Below are 17203 nucleotides of genomic sequence, written 5' to 3'. Positions count from 1 at the left end.
GATCAGCGCGTGCGCCGCCGCAGCGTGAGCGAGGCGAGCACGAGGAAGCCGACCGTGAAGGCGAGCACTATCAGCAGCGGCCGCCACACGTCCCACTGCTCGTCGCCACCGGTCACGGCCTTTATCGCGTCGATGGCGTAGCTCAGCGGCAGCCAGTCCGAGATGACGTGCAGCACGTCGGGCATCTGATCGCGCGGCAGGAACAGCCCGCCCAGGATGATCTGCGGGAACACCAGCAGCGGCATGAACTGCACGGCCTGGAACTCCGTACGCGCGAAGGCGCTGGCCAGCAGTCCCAGCGAGGTCCCCGCCAGCGCGTCCACGATCGCGACCACACCCAGCTGCCATGTCTCCCCCTCGACCTGAAGGCCGCACACGACGACGGCGAACACCACGGTGATCACCGCCTGCAGCACCGCCATGAGTCCGAACGCGAGCGCGTATCCGACGATGACGTCGCCCTTGCCGATCGGAGTGGTCAGCAGTCGTTCCAGAGTCCCCGACCGACGCTCGCGCAGCGTGGTGACCGAGGTGATGACGAACATCACGATGAACGGGAACAGCGCGAGAATCGGCGCGCCGAAGGTGTCGAAGACGCCCTCCTGGTCGCTGAACAGCCAGGCGAACAACCCCACCAGCAGGCTCGGCGCCACCAGCATCAGCACGATCGAGCGCGGATCATGGCCGAGCTGGCGCAGCACGCGCCCCGCGGTGGCGAAGGTGCGGGCGGGGTTCATGATCCGCTCCCTTCGCGTCGCAGGGGTGGATGCTGCTTCCGCTCGTCTTCGATGAGCTTCAGGAATGCCCTGTCGGGGTCTTCTGACCCGGTCCGCTCCAGCAGTTCCTGCGGCGTCGTCTGTGCGAGCACCCGCCCCGCGTGAACCAGCACTATCTCGTCGCACCGCAGGGCTTCGTCCATCACGTGACTGGAAATGAGAAGCGTCGCCCCGTCGGCGGCCAGCGCACGGAACACCTGCCACAGGCTCTCGCGCAGCACGGGGTCGAGTCCCACGGTGGGCTCGTCGAGTACGAGAAGATCAGGGCGGCCGAGCATCGCGGTGGCCAAAGAAACCCGACCGCGCTGCCCGCCCGACAGCGACGAGATCAGCTGGCCGGCCTGGGGCGGCAGCCCGACCTCGTCGATCACCCGGTCGACCTCGGAGCGCGCCAGGCCCAGCGCCCGGGCGAAATACCGCAGGTTCTGTGACACGGTGAGGTCGTCGTACACCGAGGCATCCTGCGTGTCGTAGGCGACGCGGCGGCGCAGCGCGCGCGAACCGGCCGGCTCACCGAGCACCGTCACGGTTCCGGCATCCGTCTTCTGCACTCCGACGATCGAGCGCATGAGCGTGGTCTTGCCGCCACCCGATGGCCCCAGCAGTCCGGTCACGACGCCGGCTGGCAGGTCGAGGTCGAGGCCATCGAAGACGGTCGTCGCTCCGCGCCGCACGTGCAGCCCGCGGATCTCGACGGCATTATTCACCATGTGATGAATTATGCGTCCTGGCGGTGGTAGCGTCAACCGCAGATGCGGGGGCGACGATGCGGATCGCTATCAACGGCGGCGGCGTGGCAGGGCCTGCCGTCGCTTACTGGCTACGCCGATACGGACACGAGCCGGTGATCTTCGAGCGGGCGCCGCACCGCCGCACCGACGGGTACGTCATCGACTTCTGGGGGTTGGGTTACGACCTCGCCGAACGCATGGGGATCATCGGCGAGGTGCGCGAGCGCGGCTACGTCGTCGACGAACTCGCCGCCGTCGACGCGCATGGCCACCGCATCGCCACCGCGCCGGTCGAACCGATGCGCAGGGCCGTGCACGATCGGTTCGTGAGCATCGCACGCAGTGATCTGTCGGCGGCGCTGCTGGATGCCTGTGCCGACGTGCCCATCCGCTACGGCACGTCGATCGTCGACGTCGCCGGTGCGGACGACGGCGCGACGGCTTCGGCGACATGGGGTGGGAGGTGCCGGCGCTGCTGGACGGCATGGACGCGGCATCCGACTTCTACGGTGACCGGGTCAGTCAGATCCGGATCGACGCATGGAGCCGCGGCCGCGTCGTGCTGGTGGGGGATGCCGCAGCCTGCGTCTCGCTGCTGGCAGGCGAGGGCACCGGCCTGGCGATGGTGGAGGCGTACGTCCTGGCCGGCGAACTGGCGCGACGGCCCGACGACATCCCCGCGGCTCTGGCTGCCTATGAGCAGCGTCTTCGGCCGTTCATCGAGACCAAGCAGCGCAGCGCGCTGCGGTTCCGAAGCTTCTTCGCGCCGCGCACGCGGCGGGCCCTGACGATGCGCAATCTCGTGATGCGGCTCATGGCTATTCCGTGGCTGTCGGGGCGCACCGGAGCGTTCCTGAGCGACGACGGCTTCACGCTGCCCGACTACGAGGGCGTCTGATCGCCGGTGAGATACCGCTGCACGGTCGGCGCCAGCCACGCGACCAGGTCGTCGACCGACGCGGCGCGCATCGCGGGCAGCCGCAGGATGTAACGGGTCACGAGCAGGCCCGCGATCTGGGATGCCGCCAGCGATGCGCGCAGCGCGGCATCCGGTGTGCCCACCCGGTCGGCGATGCGCTCGAGCAGCTCGCGGGCGAGGAAGCCGGCCAGCACCGGCGCGGTGGCGCGGCTCGACAGCCCCGCACGCAGCAGAACGAGACCGCGTCGGCGCACATCCGCCTGTTCCCACGAGTCCAGCACGAAGCGGACGATGCGCTCACCCAAGTCCTCCAGCGGCCCGTTCAGCAGCGTGCGGATGGCGATATCGGGGCGGATCGGCGTGTCGATGGTGGCCCCGAACAGGTCGGCCTTGGTGCCGAAGTAGTGGTGCACGAGCGCGGCGTCGACATCGGCACGGGCGGCGATGGCGCGCATCGTGGCGCCGTCATAGCCGGCTTCGGCGAACTCGGCGGTCGCAGCCGACAGAATGCGCTCGCGGGTGTCGCCGGCCCCGCCGCGGGGTCTGCCGCGGCGGCGCTTGGTGGCACGGACCTCGGACATGGCTTCAGCCTAGATGAGTGAGTCCTATTGGCTGATCGTCGTTGATCGTCGTTGATCGTCGTTGATCGTCGTTGATCGGCGTGGGCGCTGTTAACGAGGGGCGGAGGGTGTTAACCCCAATGTGTGAAAACCGAGCTCAACACCCTCCTTGTCACACTCTACGTGCACCTCGATGACCGGATTCTCCCGGCGCTCGGGTTCACCAGGGACCACCGGCCGGGTCGTAAGCCCGCGCTCAACGATGTCGAGTTGCTGTGTCTACTGGTCGCGCAGCACCTGCTGGGCATCGCGTCCGACAGGAAGTGGATCCGTTACGCCCGCGCACACCTGCGGGGCATGTTCCCGAACCTGCCCGCCCAGTCCGGGTGGGGCAAACGCGTCCGTCAGGCGACCGGACTGCTCTCCGCTGTGATCACCGAGCTGGCCCGCGATACCCCTACCTTCGGTGAGGTGACCCGGCTTGTCGATTCCACACCGGTCCCTTGCGGCAAGTCCCGGGAGACAGTGAAACGCTCCGATCTGGCCGGGCATGCCGGCTACGGGTACTGCGCCTCCCACTCCCGGTTCTTCTGGGGATTCCGGCTCTACCTGATCTGCACGCCAGAGGGGATGCCGATCATCTGGGGGCTGGCCAACCCGAAGATCGGAGAGCGAGAAGTCACCGAGCAGCTGCTGCGTCACGATCGGCACCTGATCGCACCCGGGCAGGTGATCGTCGGCGACAAGGGCTTCGCCGGCCGCCAGTTTGAGACGTTCGTCACCGAGGAGCTGGGCGCTCACCTGATCCGTCCAGACCGCAAGGACGAGCACAAACGTTTCGGGAAACTCGGCGGCATCCGGCAATGGGTCGAGTCCGTGTTCGACACATTGAAGGGCCAGCTCACACTCGAAGAACACGGCGGCCGAACCGTCGCCGGCGTCTACTCCCGCGTCGCGGCCCGCCTACTCGCCCTCGCCGCCGGCATCTGGCACAACTGGCTCACAGGCGCACCCTCAAAGAGATCCCTCATCGCCTACGACCACTAAAGACAATCGGACTCACTCATCTAGGACTCACCACCGGTTGTGCACGTCTTCGGCCCATCCCTCGATCCCGTCGAAGACGATCTGCTCCCCCGCATCGGTCGTGAAGGTGCCCGCCCACGTACCGAAGCACTGATCGGTGCGCGAGGCCAGCACGAGCAGGTTCGTGCGCGATCGCTTGTCATAGAAGGGGGTGAAGGATGCCTCGAGCCCGCCGCCGTGGATGCGCCAGGGCTTCATCCAGTCGGCCGGGTCATAGTCCCACTCGAGCTGTTCGTGGCTCGGGTGCCCACCCGACTCGGCGGCGGCCGCCCGCAGCGCATCGTTCATGCCCCGGGTGCGCTCTCGTCGGCCTTCACAAAGCGCCGGTCATAGGTGACCAGGCCATTGACCTCGTCTTCGACGTCGGCCAGCTGCGTGTACACGAGCGCCGCGACCCCCCTGCGCGCGGCCGGCGCCATCTCGCGCTCGTGCAGGCGCTCGAACGCCGCCTGCCACCTCTCGCGGCTGCGTTAACGACCACGAGCCACGATCGGGCCGAGAACGGCGCGCGCGGTCGCGCGGGAGCGGAGGCGACGCGCACAGGCGTCGCGGGGTCGGGGGCCATCGGCATCCTCGCAGAAACTGACCGGTATTCGGGTTCCGGCAATCCTACGCCTTCAGCACTCGACGACGTTCACGGCCAGCCCGCCCTCGCTGGTCTCCTTGTACTTCGTCGACATGTCGATGCCGGTCTGGCGCATGGTCTCCACAACCGTGTCCAGCGGCACATAGTGCGAGCCGTCGCCGCGCAGGGCGAGTCGTGCGGCGGTGACGGCGGTGGCCGCGGCGATGGCGTTACGCTCGATGCACGGTATCTGCACGAGCCCGGCCACCGGGTCGCAGGTCAGACCCAGATGGTGCTCCATCGCTATCTCGGCCGCGTTCTCGATCTGGCGGTTCGTGCCGCCCATGACCGCGGTCAGCCCCGCGGCCGCCATGGCACAGGCCGATCCGACTTCGGCCTGGCAGCCACCCTCGGCGCCCGAGATCGACGCATTGGCCTTGAACAGCGAGCCGAGAGCGGTCGCGGTGAGCAGATAACGACGGATGCCGCGGCGACGATTTGCCTCGGCGATGCCGGCGTCGTCGAGGGTCCGGGCCGCGGCATCCCCCTCTTCTTCGCCGAAGCCGAGCAGTGCGCTGCCGGCGAGTTCGCCGTGCGGGGTGACGGCGCCTGCGACACCGAGGCCGGAATCGGCCAGGAACCGCCACCAGTACATACCCACGGCCGGCACGATGCCGGCGGCGCCGTTCGTGGGTGCGGTGACGACGCGCCCGCCGGCGGCGTTCTCTTCGTTGACGGCGAGCGCGAAGGCACCCAGCCACTCCCCCGGCAGTTCGCGGCCGCCGTCGGCCTGCGCTGCCTCGAGTTGCGCGCGGATGTCGCTCGCGCGACGCTTGACCTTCAGCACGCCCGGCAGCACGCCGTCGGTATGCAGGCCCGCCTCGACGCTGCCGGCCATGGCGTCCCAGATAGCGTCGAGCGAGGCGGCGACGTCGACTTCGTCGCGCAGCGCCTGCTCGTTGGCCCGGGCGACCTCGGCGATGGTCAGATGATGCTCATCGGCCAGTGCGAGAAGTTCGGCGGCCGAATCGAAGGAGTAGGGAAAGGGCCGGGATGCCGCGGCCGCGAGATCGCCCTCGCGCCGGATGAATCCGCCTCCGACCGAGTAATACGTCTGCTCGGCCAGTGGCGTACCGTCGCTGCCCAGCGCCGTCAGCGTCAGCGCGTTCGGGTGGCCGGGCAGGCGCGTGCGCGGGGCGAAGACGACGTCGTCCTTGGCGAATGCCACCTCGTGCACGCCGTCGACGCGCAACCGCGCGCCTTCTGGCCACGCAGTCCACGCGCCGCGCACCGCAGCCGGGTCGACAGTCTCGGGCTCGTCGCCGCGCAGGCCGGCGACCACCGCGTCAGGGGTGCCGTGGCCCAGGCCGGTGGCGCCGAGCGAGCCGAACAGCGTGCACGTGACACGGGCGGGATGGATGTCGGCGGCGGTCAGCCGCGCGGCGAAGTCACGGGCCGCCCTCATGGGGCCGACCGTGTGCGAGCTCGAGGGTCCCACACCGATGGAGAACAGCTCGAACGCCGAGACGTATGCGCTCATCCGTCCAGGCTACGTCGCCGCCGGTCGACGCGGCCCCGTCTAGGCTTGCCGAGTGGCAGATCCCCTCAATGACGACCCGCACCTCTGGCTCGAAGACATCCGCGACGAGAAAGCCCTGGCCTGGGCGCGCGAGCGCACCGCCGAAACCGAAGCCGCGTACAGCGATCCCGCGCTCGCGCGGCGGCTGCGCGGCATCCTCGACGATCCCGATCGCATCGTCGTGCCGAGCCGGCACGGCGAGTGGATGTATGACCTGTGGCGGGATGCCGCCAACCCGCGCGGTCTCTGGCGGCGGGCGAGCCACACCTCGTTCTTGACTGGCACGCCCGAATGGCAGGTGCTGCTCGACATCGACGCGCTCGGCCGCGACGAGGGCACCCCGTGGGCATTCGCCGGCGCCGTGCACGGACCGCGTGGCACGCAGCGCGCCCTGGTACAGCTGAGCCCCGACGGCGGCGATGCGCATGTGGCACGTGAGTTCGACCTGGCCGCGGCACGCTTCGTCGACGACGGATTCGCGCTGGCCGCCGACAAGTCGCACAGCGCCTGGCTCGATCCCGACACACTGCTGGTGGGAACCGCCCTCGAGGGTGGGGCGCAGACCGACTCCGGCTACCCCCGCACCGCACGCGTGTGGCGGCGCGGGACAGATCTGGCCGCGGCATCCCCCGTCATCGAAGCCCAGCCGAGCGACGTCGCCGTCTTCGTCGGCGTCGACCGCACCGGCGATGACGTCACCGCCATCTCGTCGATCGCGCACGACTTCTTTCATCAGGAGAGCTTCGTCTGGACGGCGGATCACCCGAACCCGGTCCGGCTCGCGGTGCCCGACGACGCGTATACGAACGTGCACGGCGACCTGATCGCGGTGCGCACGACCACGGACTGGACGGTGGCAGGCGTGGCACATCCCGGCGGCACGCTGCTGGTCGGCCCGCTCGCGACTGTCACCGACGGAGACGGCTCTGAGCTCACCGCGGTGTTCACTCCGACAGCGACGGCCGTGCTCGAGGACTGGAGCTGGACGAAGCGCCGCCTCGTGCTGACGGTGCTCGAGAACGTGCGCAGCCGCATCGTCTCACTCGACCCTGCCGACGGTTGGGCACAGACCGACATCGACACCGGCATCGAGAGCTCCGACATCCTCACCGTCGACGTGGTCGCCGCCGACGCCGACGAAGACGACGAGCTGTGGCTGTTCGCGCGCGGCTTTCTCACGCCGCAGACGCTGATAGTGACGGATGCCGCCGCACCCGCGCCGAGCGTGGTCGATCAGGCACCTGCCGTCTTCGACGCCGACGGCCTGGTCACCACCCAGCACTGGGCGGTCTCGGCCGACGGCACCCGCATCCCGTACTTCCAGATCGGGCGCCGCGAAATCGACGGGCCCGCCCCGGTGATCCTGAGCGGATACGGCGGCTTCGAGGTCTCACGGCTGGCCGAGTACGCCACGATCCAGGGCCCGGCGTGGCTCGAGGCCGGCGGCGTGTACGTGGTGGCCAACATCCGCGGCGGTGGTGAGTTCGGGCCGGCGTGGCACCTGGCAGCTCTGCGCGAGAACCGGCACCGTGCCTACGAAGACTTCGTCGCCGTGGCGCGCGATCTCGTCGCTCGCCAGGTCACGACCGCCGAGCGGATCGGATGCCACGGCGGCAGCAACGGCGGACTGCTGGTGGGCAACATGCTCACGCAGTTCCCCGACGACTTCGGCGCGGTCGTGTGTGGCGTGCCGCTGCTGGACATGCGCCGATACACGCGCCTGTCGGCGGGCGCGAGCTGGATCGCCGAGTACGGCGACCCCGATGACCCAGCCGACTGGGAGTTCATCCGCACCTTCTCGCCGTACCACCTGATCGACCCTGACCGGGCGTACCCGCCCAGCCTCTTCTATGCGGCCACCAGCGACGACCGGGTGGGCCCGGTGCAGGCGCGCAAGATGGTGGCGCGGCTGACCGACGAGACCGACGCCGAGGTGCACTACCTCGAACAGGACGAGGGCGGGCACGCGGCATCCATCGACAACGGCGCGAAGGCGGCGCTGCAGGCGACCATCCACACGTTCCTCACCGACGCACTCGTGCGCCGGGTTAGCCCCGTGCGCGCCGCGTCATGAGCCGCCCCATGAGGGTGCGATTGAACGGTCGATAGCGGGTGTTCTGAAACGCCGAGACCCGCCATTCACCGTCGCGGCGATGCGCCAGGGTCGTGTTGGTCGACAGCCGCTTGCGCGAGGGCGTCGACCTGCCGCTCTGCCAGCGCATGATGATGCCGGCCCGCTGGACGACCAGCACGGTGTCGTCGTCGATGGCGTGCACGTCTTGCTCGACGGCCGCCAGACGCGAACCGCGCATGATGCCTGCGAACAGCGGTGCGTGGCCCGCAGCGATTTCGGCACGGCCGCGCATCACGGTGCCGTCGAACGCAACGTAGCGGGCGTCGTCTTCGTGCAGCGCGGCGTAGGCCGCGGCATCCCCCGCCGCCCATGCGTCGCGCAGCTTTTCGATGAGCGCCTCGACGGTGCCCGTGCGCGTGTCCCGTTCGGTCACGACGTTCTCCTCTGATTTACTTAGCTTGAGCGTATCAATTACTACGCTCAATCTAAGCAATTGGAGGGTGCATGTCAACTCCCCCGTCCGGCGCCGGTCTCGGCCGACGCCTCAGCGGCGCCGTGGTGCTCTTTCACCAAGCCCTTGCCGAACGGGTGGGTCTGTCGGCGGCAGACCTGAAGACGCTGCAGCTCATCGAGAGCGAAGGCCCGTTCACCGCTTCAGAGTTGGCCCGCGAGACCGGGCTGACCGCTGCGGGAGTGACGAGTGTCATCGCACGCTTGAGCGCGGGCGGCCACATCGTGCGTGAGACGGATGCCGTCGACCGGCGGCGTGCCGTGATTCGCGCGGTGCCGCAGAACGACTCCCCGCTCGCCGCCGAGTTCGGCCGCCTCGGCGGCGCGCTCGGGGCCGTGATCGCCGACTATTCGGCCGCCGAGCAGGCGGCGATCACCGAATATCTCGAGCGCATGATCGAGGTGCTGCGCGCCGAGACGATCCGACTCGGCGACCACGCCGGCTGATCAGCCGCGCAGCACGGCCGAGAGGAACTCCTGGGTGCGCTGCTGCTTCGGGTCGGTGAACATGACCTCGGGCGAGGCCTCTTCGACGATCTTGCCGCCGTCGAACATGAGCACCCGATTGGAGACATCCCGCGCGAACTGCATCTCGTGCGTGACGATGAGCATCGTGATGTCGGTGGTCGCCGCTATCGTGCGCAGAATCCCCAGCACCTCGCCGACGATCTCGGGATCCAGCGCGCTGGTCACCTCGTCGAGCAGCAAGATCTCGGGGTCCATCGCCAGCGCGCGGGCGATGGCCACGCGCTGCTGCTGGCCGCCGGAGAGCTGGGTCGGATGGGCATCCGCCTTATCGGCAAGGCCCACCTGATCGAGCAACTCGAGGGCACGCCGCTTCGCGGCATCCTTCGGCGTCTTGAGCACGTGTACCGGAGCCTCGATGATGTTCTCCATCACCGTCATGTTCGGGAAGAGGTTGAACTGCTGGAAGACCATGCCGATGCGCTTGCGCACCTCGTTCTTGTGCTTCTCTTTCAGCTCGACCCGCTTGCCCTCTCGCGCCTCGTGGGTCAGCGGCTCGCCATCGATGAAGATGTACCCGCCGGTGGCCTCTTCGAGGGTCATCACCAGCCGCAGGATCGTGGTCTTGCCCGACCCGCTGGGCCCGATCAGGGTCACGCGCTCGCCCTTTGCCACCTCGAACGACAGGTCGTTGAGCACGATGTTGTCTCCGAAGCGCTTCTGGACGTTATCGAAGCGGATGACGGGGGATGCCGCCGGCCCGCCGGTCGCGGCCGGCTCGGGCGCGGTGTCAGTGTGTGAAAGCAAGGCGTTTCTCCAATCGGCCCACCAGCAGTGAGGTGGGATAGCTCGCGATGAGGAAGATGACACCGCACATCGTGATCGCCTCGATGTACGTGAAGTGATTACCGCCGAACTCGAGGCCGGCCTGCACCAGTTCGACGACCCCGATGGCGACCAGGAACGGCGTGTCCTTGAACATGGAGATGGCGTAGTTGCCCAGGGCCGGGATCGTGGCCCGCAGAGCCTGTGGGATGATCACGGCCACCCAGGTGCGCGTGCGCGACATCGACAGCGCGGTGCTGGCCTCCCACTGCCCGACCGGCACCGCCTCGATGCCGGCACGATAGACCTCGGACATGTAGGTGGAGTAGTGGATGCCGAAGATCACGATGCCGATGGTCATGGCGTCGATCGACGTGAAGGCGAAGTACGCGAACATCAGCTGGACGACGATGGGGGTCATCCGGATGAAGTTGACGATGAAGCCGACGATCCCGCTGATCGGCTGCGGCGCCGATCGCCGCACGATGGCGATGACAAGTCCGAGCACCGCGGCGATGATCGTGCCCAGCACCGTGACCACGAGGGTCACCTTCACGAACGCGAGAAGCAGGTCGGGCAGCACCTGCCACGCCATGTTCCAGTCCCAGATCGGCTGGTCCATCAGTGGGTACGCTCCCCATCCAGATCGGCGACACTCGCGGCGACCGGGTCGACCGGCGGCCGGGTGCGAAAGCTCAGGGCCTCGCGCAGCGACTGGCCGCGGCCGATCTTGTGCTTGGCGTGCACCTCGAGCGCATTCATCACGAGGGTGAGCGCATACGCGACCACGAAATACAGCACGAGCCCGATGCCGTACGCGAAGAACGTGTTGCCGGTGCCCACACGCAGCTTGTCGATCCAGTGCGTGAGGTCGGCCAGGGTGATGAAGCTCACGATCGCGGTGGCCTTCAGCAGCTGGATGAGCAGGTTGGTCAGCGACGGGATCATCAACGCCCACGCCTGCGGAAAGATGACCCGCCACATCCGCTGTGCCGGTGACATGCTCAGCGCGGTGGTGGCCTCCCACTGCCCCTCAGGAACCGAGTTGATCGACCCCCGCACGACCTCAGCACCGTAGGCGCCGAAGTTCAGCCCGAGCGCGAGAATGCCCACGAGCATCGGCGGCCACTCCACGCCGAAGATCGGCAGCACGAAGAACAGCCAGAACAGCTGCACCACGAGCGAGGTGCCGCGGAAGAACTCGATGATCACCCGCGAGATGCCGCGCAGCACGATGTTGTGCAGTCGGGCCATGAGCCCCAGCGCTATCGCGATGACCACGGCCAGCAGAGCGCCGGCGATGGTCAGCTCGACGGTCACGAGGACCGCCGAGCCGAGCATCGGCAGGGCGCCCTGCAGTGCGTCCAGAAGGTCAGCGGACAAGAGCTCAGCCCAAATCGCCCTTGCAGAGCTGTTCGGTGGTCAGGTCGGCCGGCGGCATGTTCTCCTTGGTGAACCCGTAGTCACCCACGAGGCCCAGGTAGCTGTCTTCGTCGCTGGTGATCTTGTCGAGCTGCTCGTTGTAGGCCTTGAGCAGTTCGGTGTCGCCCTTGCGGAACACCTCACTGCCGGCACCGATCTGCGCAACGCCGTCGAGCTCCTGCACGAACGCGTCGGTGGTCTCGACCTTGTCGTTGCCGCTGTTCTGGGCCATGTAGTTCAGCGAGATCGCCGTCATCGCGAACACGTCGGCGCGACCGTTGGCCACGACGTCCATACCGCTCTGGGCATCTTTGACCGACTGCGACACCTTCAGGCCGAGGCTGTCGGCGTACCCCGCCTCGATGCCGCCGTTGAGCACCGCGAGTTTGACGTCTTCACCGGCATCCTGCGCCTTCTTCACGTCATCGAGGGTCTGCAGCCCGAGCGGGTTGCCCTTGGCGACCATCAGCCCGGTGGTGTACATGATCTCGGGGTCGGAGAATGCCGCCTGCGCGCAGCGGTCGGGCAGGATCGACATGCCGGCGCTGACCGCATCGAAGCGGCCCGCGTTCAGGCCGGGGATCAGCGAGTTCCAGTCGACCTCGACGACCTTGACCTCGTCGATGCCCATCGCCTTGAAGATCTCGCGATCGATGGCGATCGTCGCGCCCTTGCCCTCGCCGTCTTCCTTCCAGGAGTACGGACGCTCGTCGGCGACGGCGACCGTGATCGACCCCTTCTCTTTGAGCTGATCGAGAGTGCTCTTTCCGTCGTCGGAGCCACCGGTGCCGCCGCTGCCGCCGCTGCAGGCGGTGAGGGCTGCCAGTGCGAAGGCTGAGACGACGGCCGCCCCGATGCGAACGGGGGTATGGGAACGTCGCGTGGTCATCATCTGTCCTCTTTCGGTCGTGTGCGGGGGCGAATCACCCGGCCGACGCGTCGGCGAGCCTGGCAACCCGACCCGAAATCTCTGTTGGGCGTCCCCTACCTTATGACGCTCTGTCGACATTTATGCAATCTGGCGGTCTGATTGTCTGCTTGTATACAGAGATTGTTATCGTGGTGTTGTGAAGCGCGGTAAGGCGGCTGCGATCACTACGGTTGACGTGAGGGCGTGCCGCGGTCTACGGGCCGATCGACGCCGGACACTTGGAAGGAATCCCATGGCCACTGCGAAGACCCCTTTCGGAGCAGCATCCGTCTTCCGCGTCGCCCGGCCTTCGACGGTCGATCTGATCTCGATCGAGCTGCGCAACGCGATCTTCTCGGGCGCGCTTCCGGTGGGTGGCCCGATCGGCGAGGTCGAGATCGCGACCCAACTCGGAGTCAGCCGCAGCCCGTTGCGCGAGGCGGCTCAGCGCCTGGTGCAGGAGGGGCTGCTCACCGCCACGCCCGGCCGCGGGCTGCGCGTGAGCGTGATCGGCACCGAGCACCTGCAGGATCTGTACGACGCGCGCGGTGCCGTCGAGTTCGAGGCCGTACGCATCATCGTGCGCGACAAGGCTGCGCTCGATCAGGTCGCGCAGGCGCTCGACGAACTCGAAAAACTCAGCGAGGGGCAAGATGCCCGGGCCATCGGCGACGCGGATCTCGCGTTCCATCGCGCCCTGGTCGAGGCATCCGGCAACCGTCGGCTCTCGCGCTATATGGCGACCCTGGCCATCGAGACCCGGATCGCGAGCTTCTCAACCAGCGACGAGTACATCGTGCGCCGGGATGTCTCGCCCACTTACCGCGCGCTGCTGAAGGCGCTGCGCGCGGGCGACGTCGACACGGCGATCGCCGCTTTGCAGCAGCAGTTCGACGAGGCCGTCGCCCGGTTGTCGGGTGATCTCGAGCCCGAAAAGGTGCAGACCATCACCGAGGCGATCACGGTGCCACCTGTCCTGCAGCCCCTCGACGTGGCCGGCGCACCGGAGTAGGCCTCAGCGCTGCAGCCAGGCGAGAACGGCCAGCACCCGGCGATGGTCGGTGCCGCTGTCGGCGAGGTTCAGCTTTGCGAAGATCGACGTCACGTTCTTCTCGACCGCCCCGAGCCCGATGACCAATTCGGATGCGATGGCGCCGTTCGTGCGTCCCTGCGCGATAAGCGTCAACACCTCGCGTTCGCGGGGCGTCAGCGTTTCGAGCGGATCGCGCCGTCGGCGGATCAACTGCGAGATCACTTCGGGGTCGAGCACGGTGCCACCGGACGCAATGCGTTCGATGGCGTCGGTGAGCTCTTGCAAGGAAGCCACCCGATCCTTGAGCAGGTAGCCGATGCCCCCGCCGCCAGAGGAGAGAAGCTCCTGCGCATAGGCGACCTCGACGTATTGCGAGAGCAGCAGAATCCCGACCTGCGGCAGCAGTTCGCGCGCTCGGATGGCGGCGCGCACTCCCTCGTCACGGAAAGTCGGCGGCATCCGCACGTCGAGCACGGCGATGTCGGGTGAGAGGTCGACGAGGTCGGCCAGAAGCTGATCGGCATCGGGGTAGGCCCCGACCACGTCGACCCCTGCCTCGGCGAGCACGCGCACCAGCCCTTCGCGCAGCAGCAGCGAGTCATCGGCCACCACGGCGCGAAGGGCATCCATGCCCTCCAGACTAGGGTCAGGGAACGGGAACGCTCGACAAGGGCAGGCGAGCGCTGACCATGGTCGGGCCGCCGCGCGGGCTGTCCACCGCCAGCATGCCTCCCGCTCCACGCACGCGCTCGTCGAGCCCGACGAGGCCGTGGCCGGCGCGCAGGGTGGCACCTCCCCGCCCGTCGTCGGTCACCGTCACATCGAGCCAGGAGCCGTCACCACCGGGTCGCGGAGACACCGCAACACGTACCTCGATCTCACTCGCACCGGAGTGCTTGGCCGCGTTCGTCAGCGCTTCGCTCGCGACGAAATAGGCGTTTCTCTCGATCTCCTGCGGCAGGGCGATGCTCGGCGGGAGTTCGGCCACGACACGGGTGCGCACCACACAGCGATCGGCCGCCGATTCCAGCGCCGCGACAAGTCCGCGGTCCATCAGGATCGGCGGAGCGAAACCACGTGACAGCGCTCTCAGCTCGTCGAGGGCGTCGCGGGACTGTTGCATGGCTTCGGCGATGAGGGTGCGGGTCTTCTCCGGGTCGTTGGCGAGCTGGCGGTCGGCCGAGGCGAGGTCCATCTGCATCCGCACCAGGTGCTGCTGCGGACCGTCGTGGATGTCCCGTTCCAGCCGGCGCAGCGCGTGCCCCTCAGCTGCGATGGCCGCGCCGCGGGACTCGTTGAGGTCTGACACCTGCCGGCGCAGCGCATCCGAGGCGAAGGCGCCCAGCATCGCCGCTGCGATGCCCTGATGCGCCAGCGTCAGTCCACGCGTGATGAGCGGCAGCGTCGCCAGCATGATGAGGCCGGCCGCGAGGTAGAACAGCGGGTCCAGCGCGATGTAGCCCGCGGCATCCGATTCTCTGCCGAACAGCCACAGCACCGACTGCGAAAAGTACCAGGAGTCGTCGGTGCGGTCGGGCAGGAATCGCGACCAGAACCAGTACGTCACACCGCCCAGGCCCACAGCGACCCACACGACCGAGATCACCCACGTGATCATCGACACGACGAAGTTCACGAGCACAGTGTGCAGCAGATAAAGCCACGCGTGTCCGTTGGTCAGAGAGGAGCGCACCCCACCGAAGAACCCGGGACGAGCCGGCGTCCACTCCGGTCTCGTGATGGCCGGTTGGCCCGCCCACTGCAATCGCACGAGCTCGCTCGTGCCGAACGCCCGCGAGACATACAGCGCAGCGGTCAGCACGAAAAGCCCGATGAAGAAGGTCACGAGTGTGCCGATTCCGGCCACGAACAGGGCGAGGGTCGCGCCGAAGCCCGCCACGGCGATCGGCAGGCCGAGCAGCAGAAAGCCCAACTCTGCCGGTACGCGGCGCCAGAGTCGGCCGTATCTGGTACCGCGGGAGGAATCACGCACGCGTTCCAGCGTGGCAGAGCGAGCGGGTGCGGTGTCGCTGAGTGTCATATTTCCAGCCTGTCGCCACGTCACGAGCCGGGGTATCCGGTGCACCGACGGACTCGGGGTGGGGAATACCCCCGCATCGCCCGAACGAGGTTGACGGCCTGGCGCGGCGCGTGGAATGTTCGCCGACATGTCGCGGCCCGTGGAATGTTGGCGACGTGTCGCGCCCCGTGGCATGCTCGCGACATGTCGCGCGCCGTCGCGTCGGGGCGCCCGCTCATGCGAGGGTGGGATGCCGCGCAACGCAAAAGCCCCGGCCGATTCGACCGGGGCTTCGCTACTGTCTCAACACAGTGTGCGCCTGAAGAGACTCGAACTCCCAACCTTCTGATCCGTAGTCAGATGCTCTATCCATTGAGCTACAGGCGCCCGTGCGCTGCTGCGCACAAGAGACCATGTTATCCGAGGATTGATCGGAGCGCTAATCGCCGCGGAGCGCGGCGCGGCGCGGCGAGGCGCGGCGAGACGCGGCGCAGCGAGACAAGGGATTCGCACCGAAATATGGGGCGCCGCCCCCGGTTTCAACGGGAATCCCTTGTCTCGGCGAAATGGCGTAGGGCGGCGGGGCGCGACGCACGCGGGGCGGGGCGGGGTGGGGCAGCGGGGCGCGGGGCACGCTGGGCGGCGCGACGGACGCGGCTCGGGGCAGCGCGGGCCGCGCGGCGCGACGCGCGGCGAACCCCTCCGGAGCGCGTCCAAGCGCCTCGAGACAAGGGAATCGCGCCGAAACATGGGGCGTCGCCCCCGGTTTCGACGGGAATCCCTTGTCTCGGCGAAATGGGGTTTGCGGGGAATGTGCGCCACGCGGCGCACGGGCGCCACACGGCCGCGGGGCGCGACGCACGCGCCGCGGGGCAGGGCAGCGCGGGGCGGGGCAGCGCGGCGCGACGCACGCGCCGCGGGGCAGGGCAGCGCGGGGCAGCGGGGCGCGACGCACGCGGGGCGCGGCGCGACGCACGCGGGGCGCGGCGCGCGGCGCGCCGGCGCGCCTATTCGAGCTCGGACAGATCGACGCCGGCGGCCTTCGCCGGGGCATCCGCCGTCTTCTCGTCGTCGAGCGTGCCGGCAGCACCCTGTGCGTTGCGCCGCCGGTGCGCGGCCAGACGCGGCAGATCGATTAGGCGCAGCGACTGCATCCGCGCCTCGCGCAGCTTGCCATAGTCGGGCTCGAGGTCGGGCCGAGCCGCCTCGATGCGCAGCGTGGAGTCGATGTTGCGCTCGACCTCGGACCACGCGGCTTCGCGCGCGTCTTCGACGAGCTTGCGCAGCTCCGTCTCGTCGTCGGCGCGGGCCCGCAGGCCGGCGGCGACCTGCTCGGACTGCCGCTGGCGTTTGCGCAGATTGCGCACGTCACGGCTGCGATAGTCGTGCGTGCCATATGAGTCGTTGTGCCGGCGGCGCGCACGCAGGCGCGCGCTCTCGATGCGCTGGGCATCCTGATCGGCTTCGGCGGCGAGGGTGAGCAGCGTCTCGCGCGCTTCGGGCACCAGCCGCTGCGGGTCGAAGTCTTCACCCCGGGCTATCACCTCGACGAGGATCCGGTTCTTCAGCGCCAGCCGAGTGGCCGCCGAGGCGACATACAGTCCATCGGCCACCATGTCGGCGAGCTTCATACCCTTGGGCCGGCGCCACGAGCCCGCGCGACGGCTCGCGTCGTCGCGCTTCGCCTCTGCCACGGATTCTCCCTGCGAACGGCCGGCTTCTCCTGAG

At 68.3% G+C, this 17203-nt stretch carries 19 protein-coding genes and 1 tRNA gene; 5 read left to right on the top strand and 15 right to left on the bottom strand.

Going from position 1 to position 17203, the window contains the following annotated elements:
- Positions 1-2: 2 nt before the first annotated feature.
- From ET475_RS10285 to ET475_RS17985, 3 genes are all read right to left on the bottom strand, one after another.
- Positions 3-737 carry an ABC transporter permease gene (locus ET475_RS10285; RefSeq protein WP_129389518.1) on the bottom strand — a complete coding sequence of 245 codons (735 nt, stop codon included), beginning with the start codon at positions 735-737 and terminating at the stop codon, positions 3-5.
- Positions 734-1486 (bottom strand): ABC transporter ATP-binding protein, encoded by a 753-nt coding sequence (locus ET475_RS10280; protein WP_129389515.1) that lies wholly within the window; start codon positions 1484-1486, stop codon positions 734-736. The genes ET475_RS10285 and ET475_RS10280 overlap by 4 nt, the downstream gene beginning before the upstream one ends.
- A 110-nt stretch (positions 1487-1596) precedes the next feature.
- Positions 1597-1824, bottom strand: a complete 228-nt coding sequence (locus ET475_RS17985; protein ID WP_207205333.1) for a hypothetical protein — start codon at positions 1822-1824, stop codon at positions 1597-1599.
- A gap of 146 nt (positions 1825-1970) precedes the next feature.
- On the opposite strand from ET475_RS17985, the gene ET475_RS17980 reads away from it, so the two are divergent.
- Entirely contained in the window at positions 1971-2405 is a 435-nt protein-coding gene (locus tag ET475_RS17980) for an FAD-dependent monooxygenase (protein WP_207205332.1), read from the top strand.
- Here ET475_RS17980 and ET475_RS10270 read toward each other — a convergent pair.
- Complete coding sequence (locus ET475_RS10270) at positions 2390-3007, bottom strand: TetR/AcrR family transcriptional regulator (protein ID WP_129389511.1); 618 nt, start codon at positions 3005-3007, stop codon at positions 2390-2392. The two genes, ET475_RS17980 and ET475_RS10270, sit on opposite strands and share 16 nt — an antisense overlap.
- 123 nt (positions 3008-3130) lie before the next feature.
- Here ET475_RS10270 and ET475_RS10265 point away from each other — a divergent pair, with 123 nt between their 5' ends.
- Entirely contained in the window at positions 3131-4033 is a 903-nt protein-coding gene (locus ET475_RS10265; protein ID WP_129389508.1) for an IS982 family transposase, read from the top strand.
- 27 nt (positions 4034-4060) lie between these two features.
- Here the strand turns inward: ET475_RS10265 and ET475_RS10260 are convergent, their stop codons facing one another.
- Entirely contained in the window at positions 4061-4360 is a 300-nt protein-coding gene (locus ET475_RS10260; protein ID WP_129389504.1) for a DUF2804 family protein, read from the bottom strand.
- Positions 4361-4689: 329 nt separating this feature from the next.
- Complete coding sequence (locus ET475_RS10255; protein ID WP_129389501.1) at positions 4690-6177, bottom strand: L-serine ammonia-lyase, iron-sulfur-dependent, subunit alpha; 1488 nt, start codon at positions 6175-6177, stop codon at positions 4690-4692.
- A gap of 52 nt (positions 6178-6229) precedes the next feature.
- Between ET475_RS10255 and ET475_RS10250 the strand changes: the two genes are divergently transcribed.
- On the top strand, positions 6230-8290 hold the full coding sequence (locus ET475_RS10250; RefSeq protein ID WP_129389498.1) for a prolyl oligopeptidase family serine peptidase: 2061 nt from the start codon (positions 6230-6232) through the stop codon (positions 8288-8290).
- Here the strand turns inward: ET475_RS10250 and ET475_RS10245 are convergent.
- The gene (locus ET475_RS10245; protein ID WP_165310870.1) at positions 8265-8723 is read right to left on the bottom strand and encodes an SgcJ/EcaC family oxidoreductase; all 459 of its coding nucleotides are present in this window, start codon (positions 8721-8723) and stop codon (positions 8265-8267) included. The two genes, ET475_RS10250 and ET475_RS10245, sit on opposite strands and share 26 nt — an antisense overlap.
- A gap of 71 nt (positions 8724-8794) precedes the next feature.
- Here ET475_RS10245 and ET475_RS10240 point away from each other — a divergent pair, with 71 nt between their 5' ends.
- On the top strand, positions 8795-9247 hold the full coding sequence (locus ET475_RS10240; protein WP_129389491.1) for a MarR family winged helix-turn-helix transcriptional regulator: 453 nt from the start codon (positions 8795-8797) through the stop codon (positions 9245-9247).
- On the opposite strand, the gene ehuA is transcribed toward ET475_RS10240, so the two are convergent.
- From ehuA to ehuB, 4 genes are read right to left on the bottom strand one after another with little or no spacing between them, the layout of a single operon-like run.
- Entirely contained in the window at positions 9248-10072 is an 825-nt protein-coding gene (gene ehuA / locus ET475_RS10235; RefSeq protein ID WP_129389488.1) for an ectoine/hydroxyectoine ABC transporter ATP-binding protein EhuA, read from the bottom strand. It lies immediately after the preceding gene.
- The gene (gene ehuD / locus ET475_RS10230) at positions 10056-10712 is read right to left on the bottom strand and encodes an ectoine/hydroxyectoine ABC transporter permease subunit EhuD (RefSeq protein WP_129389485.1); all 657 of its coding nucleotides are present in this window, start codon (positions 10710-10712) and stop codon (positions 10056-10058) included. The genes ehuA and ehuD overlap by 17 nt, the downstream gene beginning before the upstream one ends.
- The gene (gene ehuC / locus ET475_RS10225; RefSeq protein ID WP_340638580.1) at positions 10712-11473 is read right to left on the bottom strand and encodes an ectoine/hydroxyectoine ABC transporter permease subunit EhuC; all 762 of its coding nucleotides are present in this window, start codon (positions 11471-11473) and stop codon (positions 10712-10714) included. Before ehuC ends, ehuD begins: the two co-directional genes overlap by 1 nt.
- A gap of 4 nt (positions 11474-11477) precedes the next feature.
- Entirely contained in the window at positions 11478-12404 is a 927-nt protein-coding gene (ehuB, locus tag ET475_RS10220; RefSeq protein ID WP_242497597.1) for an ectoine/hydroxyectoine ABC transporter substrate-binding protein EhuB, read from the bottom strand.
- 271 nt (positions 12405-12675) lie between these two features.
- Here ehuB and ET475_RS10215 point away from each other — a divergent pair, with 271 nt between their 5' ends.
- Positions 12676-13434, top strand: coding sequence for a GntR family transcriptional regulator (locus ET475_RS10215; RefSeq protein WP_129389482.1), 759 nt, complete (start codon positions 12676-12678; stop codon positions 13432-13434).
- A 3-nt stretch (positions 13435-13437) separates the two neighbouring features.
- Here the strand turns inward: ET475_RS10215 and ET475_RS10210 are convergent, their stop codons facing one another.
- The 4 genes from ET475_RS10210 to ET475_RS10195 form a co-directional block, all read right to left on the bottom strand.
- Positions 13438-14085, bottom strand: coding sequence for a response regulator transcription factor (locus tag ET475_RS10210; RefSeq protein WP_129389479.1), 648 nt, complete (start codon positions 14083-14085; stop codon positions 13438-13440).
- A 16-nt stretch (positions 14086-14101) separates the two neighbouring features.
- Positions 14102-15496 carry a sensor histidine kinase gene (locus ET475_RS10205; protein ID WP_129389477.1) on the bottom strand — a complete coding sequence of 465 codons (1395 nt, stop codon included), beginning with the start codon at positions 15494-15496 and terminating at the stop codon, positions 14102-14104.
- A 293-nt stretch (positions 15497-15789) separates the two neighbouring features.
- Positions 15790-15862 (bottom strand) — tRNA-Arg (locus tag ET475_RS10200).
- Positions 15863-16482: 620 nt separating this feature from the next.
- Complete coding sequence (locus tag ET475_RS10195) at positions 16483-17169, bottom strand: asparagine synthase (protein ID WP_242497596.1); 687 nt, start codon at positions 17167-17169, stop codon at positions 16483-16485.
- Positions 17170-17203 lie beyond the last annotated feature (34 nt).

Source organism: Microbacterium protaetiae, from assembly GCF_004135285.1.
Lineage (GTDB): Bacteria > Actinomycetota > Actinomycetes > Actinomycetales > Microbacteriaceae > Microbacterium > Microbacterium protaetiae.
The sequence above is the reverse complement of the archived record's forward strand: the minus strand, read 5'-3'. Positions and strand labels throughout refer to the sequence as shown.

What these genes read in the sequence shown, in the direction of transcription:
- ehuD (WP_129389485.1), bottom strand. Translation starts at nt 10,712, where the DNA reads ATGGACCAGCCGATCTGGGACTGGAACATGGCGTGGCAGGTGCTGCCC.
- ET475_RS10205 (WP_129389477.1), bottom strand. Translation starts at nt 15,496, where the DNA reads ATGACACTCAGCGACACCGCACCCGCTCGCTCTGCCACGCTGGAACGC.
- ET475_RS10270 (WP_129389511.1), bottom strand. Translation starts at nt 3,007, where the DNA reads ATGTCCGAGGTCCGTGCCACCAAGCGCCGCCGCGGCAGACCCCGCGGC.
- ET475_RS10215 (WP_129389482.1), top strand. Translation starts at nt 12,676, where the DNA reads ATGGCCACTGCGAAGACCCCTTTCGGAGCAGCATCCGTCTTCCGCGTC.
- ET475_RS10260 (WP_129389504.1), bottom strand. Translation starts at nt 4,360, where the DNA reads ATGAACGATGCGCTGCGGGCGGCCGCCGCCGAGTCGGGTGGGCACCCG.
- ET475_RS10285 (WP_129389518.1), bottom strand. Translation starts at nt 737, where the DNA reads ATGAACCCCGCCCGCACCTTCGCCACCGCGGGGCGCGTGCTGCGCCAG.
- ET475_RS10240 (WP_129389491.1), top strand. Translation starts at nt 8,795, where the DNA reads ATGTCAACTCCCCCGTCCGGCGCCGGTCTCGGCCGACGCCTCAGCGGC.
- ehuB (WP_242497597.1), bottom strand. Translation starts at nt 12,404, where the DNA reads ATGATGACCACGCGACGTTCCCATACCCCCGTTCGCATCGGGGCGGCC.
- ET475_RS10255 (WP_129389501.1), bottom strand. Translation starts at nt 6,177, where the DNA reads ATGAGCGCATACGTCTCGGCGTTCGAGCTGTTCTCCATCGGTGTGGGA.
- ET475_RS10280 (WP_129389515.1), bottom strand. Translation starts at nt 1,486, where the DNA reads ATGGTGAATAATGCCGTCGAGATCCGCGGGCTGCACGTGCGGCGCGGA.
- ET475_RS10210 (WP_129389479.1), bottom strand. Translation starts at nt 14,085, where the DNA reads ATGGATGCCCTTCGCGCCGTGGTGGCCGATGACTCGCTGCTGCTGCGC.